The sequence below is a fragment of the Sphingobacterium cavernae genome, from assembly GCF_008520265.1.
GTDB lineage: Bacteria > Bacteroidota > Bacteroidia > Sphingobacteriales > Sphingobacteriaceae > Sphingobacterium > Sphingobacterium cavernae.
This window is the reverse complement of record NZ_VIQM01000087.1, coordinates 64,391-76,915: the sequence shown is the minus strand read 5'-3', so window position 1 is coordinate 76,915 and position 12,525 is coordinate 64,391. Positions and strand designations below refer to the sequence as shown.

General features: G+C 36.4%; 4 protein-coding genes. 1 reads left to right on the top strand and 3 read right to left on the bottom strand.

What is annotated here, in order from left to right; all coding sequences use genetic code 11:
* Window positions 1–10: 10 nt before the first annotated feature.
* From FLS47_RS15705 to FLS47_RS15695, 3 genes are read right to left on the bottom strand one after another with little or no spacing between them, the layout of a single operon-like run.
* On the bottom strand, window positions 11–2,866 hold the full coding sequence (locus tag FLS47_RS15705) for a SusC/RagA family TonB-linked outer membrane protein (protein WP_149915278.1): 2,856 nt from the start codon (window positions 2,864–2,866) through the stop codon (window positions 11–13).
* A gap of 19 nt (window positions 2,867–2,885) precedes the next feature.
* A complete protein-coding gene (locus tag FLS47_RS15700; RefSeq protein WP_149915277.1) occupies window positions 2,886–4,820 on the bottom strand; it encodes a RagB/SusD family nutrient uptake outer membrane protein in 1,935 nt (644 codons plus the stop codon).
* Between the two features lie 12 nt (window positions 4,821–4,832).
* The gene (locus FLS47_RS15695; RefSeq protein ID WP_149915276.1) at window positions 4,833–7,979 is read right to left on the bottom strand and encodes a SusC/RagA family TonB-linked outer membrane protein; all 3,147 of its coding nucleotides are present in this window, start codon (window positions 7,977–7,979) and stop codon (window positions 4,833–4,835) included.
* A 459-nt stretch (window positions 7,980–8,438) separates the two neighbouring features.
* On the opposite strand from FLS47_RS15695, the gene FLS47_RS15690 reads away from it, so the two are divergent.
* Entirely contained in the window at window positions 8,439–12,506 is a 4,068-nt protein-coding gene (locus tag FLS47_RS15690; RefSeq protein WP_149915275.1) for a hybrid sensor histidine kinase/response regulator transcription factor, read from the top strand.
* Window positions 12,507–12,525: the final 19 nt, after the last annotated feature.

The window sequence follows — 12,525 nt, the reverse complement described above, 5'->3', positions numbered from 1 at the left end:
TAAATAATCCCTAAAATGATGCTGTAAAACCCAAATTATAAAAGCGATTTTGAGGTGCTGAACCGAAGTTTGTTTCCATCATTTTGCGCTCTTTGGATATAACTAATAGATTATCCCCATTTACATAAACTCCCATTTTTTTGATTAATGATGAGTTTTTGAAAATTTGTTCGCGAAGGTCATAAGTGAACTGCACGCGAGTCAAATTAAAACGGTTGTTGTTGTATTGCCAGAACGTTGAATTTTGGAAATTGTTAGCACTACTTGTACTAGTAAGTCGTGGGTAAGTAGCTGTTTGCGCAGTGCTTTCAGTCCACCTGTCTAATACGACATCCGAGTATTTATTCAAGCCACGAACCCAGTAATAAGAGTTATTTTTGAAACCAATAGCTCCATGAATACCCGATCCCATTGCAAAGAATGTCAAGTTTTTATATTTCAAGGTTAAATTAACACCATAAGTTATTGGATTAGCAGCCCAGCCATTGCGACCTAATTCAACTTGATCACGACCATCTATGAGTCCATCTTGATTAACATCCGTATACTTAATGTCTCCTGGTTTCAATGTTCCACCAATTGTCTGTCTTGCATGGTTATCAATTTCCTCTTGACTTTGGAATAAGCCTTCTGCTTTGTAGCCAAAATATGCATCCAAAGGCCTACCTACACGATTTTGGTAAGCGTATTCGTAGTTTTCTTCTCTTTTGATTACTTCAGAGTCATAAATCATTCCTACAATACCAACATTATAATAGAAATTATTAATTTTATTATTCAGATTTAATGAGAAATCTACGCCTGTACGCATCTCTTCACCAAAATTGAAGTTCGGAAGGAAATCCCCTTGCCCCGTGAAATAGGATGGAAATATTGTTGAACCTCTAGAAAGTAAGCCTTTGATATTTTGTTTAAAATAATTGGCATTCAGATGAAGTTTATTCCCAAAAAGAGACGACTCAAATCCGACTCTCACTTCGTTACGATTCACAAATGTTAAATTGGGATTCGCACCTCTTCCAGACATTGTGGTATAACCACCACTAGCTCCGTCTCTCCAAGTAAACCAACCACCAAGTCCTTCTTGGTTACCAAAATTTCCTGCATATAAGTAATGCGCATTAATATCAAGATCTTGCTTTAGGGATGCATATGTTCCGGTTAACTTTAGGTCATCGATAAACGTTAGATTATCCTTGATAAAATTTTCCTCGCTCAATCTCCAACCTAAAGTACCTGTAGGAGAGAAGCCTCTTCTATTGTTTTCTGGTAACTTAGATGAATGCACCACATTGCCGTTGAAATTCACATAGTATTTTTGCTTGAAATTATATCCCGCATGAATTCCAAGATTGGTATTTCTAAATGGATGATATTCACTTCCTCCATCAGTATCCGGATCACTTGAATACTGAGAAATATATCCAAAACCTACAAGCTTAGCACTTACATTATGATGTTGATTGAATGTACGTTGATAATCTAATTGAGAGATTGACGTTAAAGTTTGGTCATACAATGAAGTACCTATGAATTCATTTGTACTATTACCATCATTACCAAATTTTTGCAAACTTTTAATGATATCTTTTCCATCAATATTTACCCATTCTGGTTGGTATGTAGCGTATGGTACAGAATATCCTTCTGTATAGCGAGTCGTGTAATCCATACTAAACTGGGTCTTAAAAGATAATCCTGGAGTAATACCACTAAGATCAGCTTGTGCGCCTACATTAAACATGAATGTTCTATGTTTATTTTTGATGTAGCCAGAAGCCATCATTTGCGACAATTGGTTTGTTTGAATAGTTGAAAGACCACCTAACAGATATTTTCCATCAATAATATTGTTGGAGTTTTTTACAATGATTTGTAAATCTTCGTTATCTGGATCCAACATATCAATAGGAACATAATGATGGAACCAATCATTATTCGGTCTGAAACTACTTGCCATTCCCCAAAAATCACCTCTCGCGTAATATTGATCCGTCATGATTGCTACTGCGTCTGTCGATGCACTTAACCAGTCAGTAAGTTTCATATCCACATTTGAACGTACATTAAGCGAGAAATCATTGTTCTTGTCCGCTACACCATATTTTAAAATGTTGTTGTTGTAAGCTAATCCAACATTTGTGTAGTATTTTGTACGATCAGTACCACCACTTATTTCCGTCGTAAGATCAGATTTGTAGCTAAATTTTCTTAAGAAATCACTTGAATAATAGTTTACATCTGGATAGCGATATGGATTTGTCCCTAGTGCTGTATTGTATATTTCTTCTTCGGTGTACCGTTCTTGAAGATCATCATTACGTAGCGCCTCGTTATATAAGCCCATATATTCTGTAGCATTCAGGTATGTTGGATAGGATTTAGGAACAAATACCCCAGTGTTTAATCTAAAATCAACACCTAGAGGTTTTTTCTTTCCTCTTTTTGTTGTGATCAATACTACACCTCTAGATCCAGCAGAGCCATATAATGCGATACTACCTGCATCTTTTAATATTGAGATAGATTGAATTTCATTTAATTTAACATCGGAAGCTCTGCGTTCTGTACCATCTACAAGGATTAGTGGAGCTTGTCCCCATATATTCCCCGAATAGCCGCTTATGAAACTTTGTAAATTATCAAGACTATATGTTCCGAAGCTTTTTTCAAGGATTTCGCTCACATTAATAGATGATACAGCACCTAGTATATCTTTTTTATTGATGCTTCCAAAGGCAACATTTACAAGACTATCATTAGATTCTTGTGCTATGTTTAATTGATTGTTTTGTCCATTGGAAGTAGAGACTTTAAAAGCTAATGCCGCAAGAATCCAATAAACTTTTATGTTATTTTTAATCATTTTATCAACAGTTTAAATTTTACCAACCAGGATTCTGTGAAAAACCTTCGTAAATATTTACGTCAGATACTATGAATGGAAACCAATAATGTCTTTTTTCATATTTCCTTTCGAAGATTGTGAATTGTCTATAGTTCAGTACCCTAGCGTTTCTAGGATCTGCATAAACCTGATCATTTGGCATACCTCGATCAAACTCAATTCCTTTTTTGTAGACATAAGGTTTCTCTGATAATAATAACCAGCGTCTTAAATCATTAAATCGATGACCTTCAAAAGCTAATTCTACTGCTCTTTCTCTTCTGTATTCCGAACGGAATTCATCTTGTGAAGAACGGAATTTAGGAGCGACATGTCCTACATTTAATCCTGGTCTATCGCGTACAAAATTTACTGCATCTACTGCAGTTTTATTATAGTTGGTGGATTTACCTGTTGGTGAATTATATCCTTCAGAGGCAGCTTCAGCATACATTAAATACACATCAGACAGACGCATCAAGCTTAGATACATCACATTGTTTTCCATGTATCCTTCCCAATCATTTGATAGACGTGATATATATTTTGCCAACATATATCCTGTAATAGGTGCTCTATGGGAGTTATCCGTACGGAAAAATCCACCTGAATGAAGACTTGCATATTGTTTTCTATGGTCATTTTGTACGTAACTTCCATTATTTACTACCTTCTCGCCATCTATCATGATGTCATGGTAAAACCTAGGATCTCTTCCCTTCCAAGGAAAATTAGGATCGTATCCAGATTCTGCATCAGGTTGCGAAGGATTTTCCATATTTATCGGAAGACCATTAGCCATACCATAGTTGTCTACATAGTTAGCAGTAGGATAGGCTTTAATACCTCTTGCGATGATAGCATACGGTCTGTAATCGGTTGCTTGATTCCATCTGAAACGTCCATTGGACTCGGCATGATTTTCTAGCATGATAGCTTCTCTGTACCTTCTTTCAGTGCTGCCTTCTTGTACACTTATAGCGCCTGGGATTGCTCCATTTTGCCCGAACGTATAGAAAATTTTTGAGTAATGTTCGAATGGGATTAATTGATAAACATTTGTGGATTCGCATATTTGCAATGCTTCACCAAAAGCTTCTGCTGCTCTTTTACAAAAATCAGCGTTGTATGTGCGACTTCCTGTTGATTCCTCATTCATCAAAGGACTACCAGCATATAGGAGGTTCTTACCCAAGAAAGTTAATGCCATAATTTTGTTGGCTCTACGGTCATTATTCCCTTTCGTAACCGATCCTGCAGCCGTCTGATCCCAGTCAACTGGTAACAAGTCTGCTGCTTTGCGTAAATCAGCTGCTACTTTTTCAGCAGTTTCTTGGTAATTCAATCTCGGAACTCGTGGTGGTTCAGCCGGTGATAAAGCCACATCGATATACGGTAATCCACCCCAATATTGCATTAACATAAAATGAAACCATCCTCTGAAAAAATATAGTTGACCTTCAATCAGCTTTCTTTCCTCAGGTGTAGCTTCGATTAATAGGTCTAAGTTCGCCAAACCAATATTTGCTTTACGAATTCCATACCAAGATAATCCCCACAGGTTACCTTTGTCACCTCTGTTATTACTTGTCGGATTTCCACCAGTTTTGAACCATGAACCAAATATGGCATTGTTCCAAGCCCAATAATCGCCATGATCAACATTATAGGCAAATAAACGATTGTCGCCCATTTCCCATAGCTCATCTTCGCCAAAGTTCCAATTGTTGTGTGAACCAATCGCAGTTATTAAAGGCACACAGTTGTAAAGCTCCTCCACAAAGCCCTGATAATTTCTAAAACTTTCAAACGCTTGAGTTTCGTCAATATCAGCCAAAGGGGATTTATCTAAATATTTTTTACAGGAAGTAATTCCCAATATCATCGAAACAATAAGCAATGGAAACACTAACTTTTTTATATTATTCTTCATAATTAACATGTTTTAAAAGGTAATATCCAGACCCATATTATAGCGTCTTACGGTAGGATAAGCTCCGCCCGAAGAACCAGCTGCAAAGTTTGATTCTCTATCATCAGGCATTTTGGTCCATAATAATAAGTTGTTGCCATTCAGGTAAATACGGCAAGAACTTAAACCTAATTTTTTGATGACTTGACCCTTTAATGTGTAAGCTAATTCCGCATTTTTCAGACGTACATAAGAACCATCATATAGGTATCGCGTACCCTCACCGCCAAAAGGATTAGCTGACGAATATCTTGGAAGGGGAACTTCACCACCGCCGTTTTCTTTCGTCCAATATGTGCCCTCCACATAGGCTACATTTGATCCTGAATACGTGTTGAATGTTGGGAATGTTACTTCTCTGGTTACATTATTTACGCCATAAAACTGTAAGAAGAAGGATAAGTTTTTCCACTCTGCTCCAATAGTAGCGTTGTATGTATTTCTAGGTGAGCCAGAATATTCATAAGGCGTAGAGTCAAAACGATCAATCACACCATCTGCGTTGAAATCTATAATGTTATAATCTCCAGCAAGCTTCATGTTATCATTTGATGTACGTACAGTACTTCCGTAAATGTCATCCCATGTTTGTAAGAAGCCGTGGTCTAGAAATGCTCTATATTGACCTAATTGAGTACCTTGTTGTTTTTGATAATCTGGAAGTAAAGCAGGATCATCTCTAAATAAAATCGTGTTTTTAGCATAAGTCATACTGGTATTCGCCCATAATCTCAAATCTGAAGATAAGCGATGACTTAGGTTCAATGTAAATTCATATCCTTTACCTTCTACACTGCCAAGATTGGCAATAGGAGCTGATTGACCAAAGTAGGATGGAACTGCACGTGATCCGCCTGAAATTAGAATGTCTGTTCTCAGATCTTTGAAGAAGTCAATGTCACCCGATACGAGTCCATTGAATAAGGAGTACTCAATACCAATATTCTGTTTTTCAACTTTCTCCCAAGCGATATAAGGGTTTCCTAATGTACTAATTCTATAGAAAGTATATGGTGTATTTTGTAGTGGACTACCCATTTGTGTATTTCCACCAAAAGACCATTGATCATTATATAACCAACGTCCGCCACCACTGTCGTCACCAATTTTACCCCAAGAAGCACGTACTTTTAAATTTCTTACGAATTTTACATTTTCCATAAATTTCTCGTTAGAAATAATCCATCCAGCAGCTAATGAAGGGAAGAAGTCAAATCTATTATCCGGACCGAATTTTTCTGAACCGTTGTATGCACCATTCGCTTCGAATAGGTATCTTCTGTCATAATCGTATACCGTACGAAATACCCAGTCTTCACGATAACGAGCAAATTCACTTCCGCGAGCAAATTTTTCACGAAGAAAAACGCCAGTCGCGCTGATATCATGCTTACCAATGCTCGTTGCATAATTGATTTGTCCAGAATAATTGACACGACGGTAGGTAGCGCCTTTATCCACTGAACCACTTTGATTACTCCAACGGATCATATCCATCTGATCCATATTGGTAGACAAGTCAATAGGATCAAAAATCATGTTACCTGAATCTGGGTCAATCCATTTTTTAACGGGTTGATTCGGATCAGACACTCCACGACCATTCTCTCTGAAAGAATTATCAATGGAATAATTTGCACGCAATGTCAAGCCAGGAAGGATAGCCTTCAAATCTTGATTTAATGTAAAATCTGTGGTTAATTGAGTTTGTGTACTTTTTTCTGCTCCCGAGAACGCCAAAATGTACATAGAGTTTGGTACATCGTAATCTCGCTGTGGATAATATCCCCAGGTGCCGTCAGAATAGATTGGACGCATGGCATCTGGTGCGGTACGGTAAACGGAAGTCCAAAAGCGACCATCGTTTCCACCTACACCAAATGGATATTGTCTTACACCGTTTGAACCAAATAATTTGGTTGAAAGTTTTGTCGTACTGGATAATGTGAAATCTAGATTACTACGTACATTCAATCTATCGTATCTAAAATTAGATTTGTAACCCCGGTTATTTTCAAATGTCTTGAATAAGTCACCTTCGCCTACGTAATCTACAGATGCGAAATATTTTACAATTTCACTACCACCCTGTACATTCACATTTGCGCCATATGCAGTTGCGTAATCGCGAAATAGCTCTTTTTCCCAGTCTGTATTAGGGTATCTGTCCCATTCTTCATCATTAGCAGGGAAGCGATATTTCAATAGTATTTCTTCGGGTCTAATGTGTGCCCAAGTAGTTGGTAATACCATCAATTCATTTTCTACGACTCTATTTCTAAGTGAAAGACCATCGTACGAATCATATTTGCTTGGCAATTTGGAAGGAACTTTCGCTGTTGAATTAACTCGTCCGCGTATTGTTGCTTTGCCCAAAGAACCTTCTTTTGTTTTGATTAATATAACCCCATTTGCACCTTTGACACCAAATACAGCAGTAGCAGACGCATCTTTCAATACTGAAATGCTTTCTACAGACCCGATATCAATAGATCCAATTGGACGTTCGATCCCATCTACTAATATAAGGGGAGAGCTGTTGTTCCAAGATGTTTGCGCACGTATAAGGATTTGTGGGTCTTCACCTCCAGGCATACCTGTTGAGCTGGTGGTTACTAATCCTGGTAAATTTCCTGTTAGAGCCATACCTAAGTTGGTAACACCTCCTGTGCGTTCTAATACCTCACCTGTAGTTTGTGTTATTGCTCCTACAACACTTTCTTTCCTTTGCTTACCATAGCCCACGACAACTGTCTCTTCGATATCAATTGAAGATTCTTTTAAAAAGATTTCGATAGAATTTGGATTTTCAATTACATATTCAAGTTGATTAAAACCTACCATTGATATCAATAAGGTATTTCGACCTTGAGGCAGATTGATCGTAAATTTTCCTTCACTATTTGAAGTTGTTGTAAAGTTGACGCTTTTCACTCTAATGGAAGCTCCCTCAACAGGCTCATTGCTTTCAGTTTTTACAATTCCTTGCACATTTCGACTTGATTGTGCTTGTACTTCAGAAACATTATAGAATGCGAAAAGCAGAAAAAACACGCAGGATACTGACAATCCCTCTAATTTTTTCAAATGCCTATCTAGTGTGATAAATTTTATCATCATAGCATTGTATGTTTATATTAATTGGTTAATAATTATAGATTATGATAATTTGGGATTACCATGGTTGTTGTTTGTAAACTTTCAGTCGTACAAACAGATTACATAGGTTGGTGATTGCTTAAGTACTGTCTTGCATTTGGTCATAATTTTTTGTCATAATTCGGTTTAAGGTAAAGGCAATAAAAAGTTAATAGCGTTAGCGCTTACAACTCTTTAATTAATGAATACTAGTTTAGTTTGTTTTTGGTTTATAATTGATAGTCTCAAAGCTACAGGCTGTAACAGATTTGTGATAGTAGGAATGTCAAAATGAATGCAAAGAATGTTTAATATAGGGTTTCAGAAAGTATATTTTTTGATTATAGTTCATTAAAAGTATTATTTTAAATATATTAGAACATAAGTATTTTATACTACTGCTATTTACTATTTCTAGCGATACCTATTATAAAACATTACATGAAAGCCTATATATTTTTTTTGGTTGCTGTATTCTCTACAATTAATCTTGTTGGACAAGAATTGCCAGTATCATTTCAACGATATTATTCTAAAGATGGGTTGTCCTCTAATACCATTTACAGTATCTATCGGGATTCTTATGGATTTCTATGGTTAGGCACGGAGGATGGTTTGAATAGATATGACGGTAAAACCTACAAAGTATATCGTTATGATGCTAACCATTTGGGGCTCAAATCAAATCATATCACAGCACTATGTGAGGATCACCAAGGTCGAATTTGGATAGGAACTACTGGTGGAGGTCTAAGTTACTATGACCGTAAGTTGGACAAAATATTTGCCTACGAAAAAACTCCAGATGAACGTTGGTTGAGCTCTGCAATTACTTCATTAAAAAAAGACCACAAGGGAAATATTTGGGTAAGTTCTTATGGGAATATCACTATAATCAACGCAAAAGATATTCACAGAATGCCTGATGCATCCTACAACAAAGTCATAAGCTTTTTTCTGGAAAGATTTACTCGCTATATATTCAAAGACAAAGAAGGACAGATGTGGATATCTTCTATTGGGACGGTATATAAAATATCCAAAGACTTCAACGAAATTGCAGCGTACAAAATTCCTTCTAAAACGAACAGCACGATAGAAATAAGTTCTATAACGGAAGATGAAAACAAAAGAATTTGGGCTGGATCGTCGCACGGTCTTTATTTTTTAGATTATAAAGGCTCATCATTTAAAGCATTTGATTCTGTAGCTGATAGTCGATTGAGTAGTAATAAAGTGTATGCGCTTGGTAAAGACCGAAAAGGTGGGGTATGGGTAGGTACGGATAATGGACTGGATATCTTGAATACCAGCAATTTTTCTATTCAACGTTTTAGACCGGATATATCCAATATTCACAGTTTAAGCCATAAATCCATAAGAAGTATTTATGCAGATCAATTTGGTATTTATTGGGTAGGAACATATCAAGGTGGATTGAATAAATACGATACGAATCTAAGTCAATTTGGTCTCAAAGGAATTAATCTGTTGGAACGTAGAGGTGAAAGTACCAACATGATTACTTCTTTTCTGGAATACAATAAGAATGTCTTACTAGGAGTTGATGGAGGAGGAGTATACATGTACGACCGCGAATTAGATAAATTGACGCCATTAAATCTTACAGAAAATATCAAAGACTACACTGTATTAGCACTCGAAGGATCAGGCAACGAAGTGTGGATAGGTACTTACCAGCAAGGTATTATTCAATATGACTTGAATTCTAAATCTTCTAAAAAGATTCAAGCAGGTAATGGTTCTAATCAGTTGAATAACAGTGAAGTTTTTTGTCTAACCCGAGATTATAAGGGTGATTTGTGGATTGGTACGAATGGTGGCGGAATAAATATCCTTAATACTAAAGACGGGACAGTCAGCAAATATCTTGGACAAAATAGAAATGAAAATATTGATATAGAACCACCTAATAACTTTATTCGAGCTTTTAAGGAAGATTCGGAACACAATATGTGGGTTGGCTCATTTGGATCAGGTCTTTCTGTTTATAATCCAAAAACAAGAAAGACAACTTTTTACGATAGAGAGAATAGTGGATTGCCTAGTAATTATATATTAGCGATTCATATAGATAAGCGAGGTACTGCTTGGGTAGGAACGAACGGTAATGGAATTGGCGTTTTACGTAAGGGATCTAAAAAATTCGAAACAATTTCTGAGAATGAAGGATTGATAAATGGCGTAATTCAAAGTATTGTAGAAGATGACAACGGTAAAATATGGTTTAGTACCAATAGAGGTTTGAGCTGCTACGATCCAAATAATAAATCTTTCAAGAATTATACACAATCTGCTGGGCTACAACAGGGATCTTTTATGTTGGGGGCAGGGCTTAAAACTTCAGATGGAGAAATATTTTTCGGTGGACAGAATGGGTTTAACCACTTCTACCCAAAAGATTTGAAAACCAATGTTAATCCAGCACATGTCGTACTTACGGATTTAAAAATTGATAATCAGATTGTATTGCCTTCCCAAGATGGGCCTATTCAATCCACATTACAGACTTCTGAAAGCATAAAATTAAAATACAAACAGAATTTCTCGATTTCGTTCGCTGCTTTGAATTTCACAGTTCCTGAAGACAATAGCTATGAATATCGTTTGGTTGGCTTTGACAAAAATTGGATAAAAGTAGGTAATGAGTTGAGCGCTTACTATACAAATTTAGATCCAGGAGAATATACTTTTGAGGTGCGTGCTAGTAATAATGATGGTGTATGGAGTGAGGATGTGACGCGAATTCACGTTGTGGTAGATCCACCATTTTGGCTTACAATATATGCTTATATATTTTATTTGCTGGTTGCTTCTGGGACCTTACTCTATATTCGTCATCGAGGTATTCAAAATTTGAAGCAAAAATTCGCGTTAGAACAAGAACGTATTCAGGCTAAACAGCTTATTGAACAGCAAAAACGCGAAGCGGAAACTTTGCACAAACTTGATCAAATGAAAATTAAGTTTTTGACAAATTTAAGTCATGAGTTTCGCACACCTATATCTCTTATTGTCGGTCCTATCGAAACATTGATTAATCAAGTGCAAGATTTACAAGCTCGAAGTCAATTGGATTTGGTAAAGCGTAATGCGCGACGTCTACTCAATTTAGTGAATCAATTGTTGGATTTCAGAAAAATGGAAGAGCATGAATTGAAACTTCAAAACAGGGAAGGCGATCTAGTCGCTGCGGTAAAAGAAGTATTTCAATCTTTCAATGATATGGCTTTGCAAAAGGGTATCGATTATTCTTTCTATAGTTGCCAAGAAAAACTTTATTCATCATTCGATGAAGATAAAATTGAACGTATACTTTTCAATTTAATTTCTAATGCATTCAAATTCACCACAAAAGGTGGAGATATAGCGGTTAGTATTACTTCAGCAGAATATCAGGACAATAATAAAGTAAAAGTCTTGTTTGAAGTGCGCGATACTGGTATTGGAATACCTACCGAAGCACGAGAATCTATTTTTGAAAGCTTCTTTCAACACGATACAGCAGGTAAAGTTCTTAATCAAGGTTCGGGCATAGGGCTTTCTATAGCCGACTCTTTTGTTAAAATGTACAAAGGGAAAATTTGGGTTGAAAGTGAAGTAGGGAAGGGAAGTATTTTCTATTTTGATCTTATTTTGGATTATGCCGAAGAGCCAATGTTGGAAGAGGTGGATGAAATAGCAATTATCGAACAAAATCTAGATAGTGAAGCACGGAGTAAACCTTCCTTATTGATTGTAGAAGATGATGATGATTTTAGAGATTATCTCAGTGAAGTGTTGAGTGAGAATTATAAGGTACTGGAAGCGGTCAATGGCAAGGAAGGATGGCAAAAAGCATTATTCCATCATCCGGACATTGTAATCTGTGATGTACAAATGCCACAAATGAATGGTATGGAATTGGCACAAAAAATGGCGCAAGATAAGCGCACTAAGCATATTCCGATTGTACTAATGACAGCCTCAAAAGTTGAAAATGGACTGGTGTGTGGATTGGAATCAGGAGCAGTAGACTATATTACAAAACCTTTTGATATTAATGTGTTATTAGCTAAAGTAAATAGTTTGTTGATTCTCAATCAAGCATTTAAAGATGTGTATAGTAAACAAGTATCTATTGCTGTACCAGAGGTAGCGGTAGTGACAGAGAAAGATAAGTTCTTGAAAAATGTCTTGAATTATGTTTATGAAAACATGGATAATCCGCAACTTTCTGTTGAAGCACTTAGTGCACATCTATTCATAAGTCGAGCATCACTTTACAACAAGTTACTGGAGTATACAGGTATGTCGCCAGTGGATTTCATACGTTCGGTGAAATTAGAAAAAGCAGCTAGTCTCTTGGAACGTAGTGATAAAACGATTTCGGAGATTGCGTACGAAACAGGTTTTGCAAACCCAAATTATTTTACGAAAGTATTCAAAGTTAAATATCAAATGACTCCTTCGGAATATATCAATACGATGAAAAAGAATGAGGTGTAACTACTAACTTCGATTACAA

Coding starts and splice junctions, on each gene's coding strand:
- FLS47_RS15705 (WP_149915278.1), bottom strand. CDS start 2,866: ATGATTAAAAATAACATAAAAGTTTATTGGATTCTTGCGGCATTAGCT.
- FLS47_RS15700 (WP_149915277.1), bottom strand. CDS start 4,820: ATGAAGAATAATATAAAAAAGTTAGTGTTTCCATTGCTTATTGTTTCG.
- FLS47_RS15695 (WP_149915276.1), bottom strand. CDS start 7,979: ATGATGATAAAATTTATCACACTAGATAGGCATTTGAAAAAATTAGAG.
- FLS47_RS15690 (WP_149915275.1), top strand. CDS start 8,439: ATGAAAGCCTATATATTTTTTTTGGTTGCTGTATTCTCTACAATTAAT.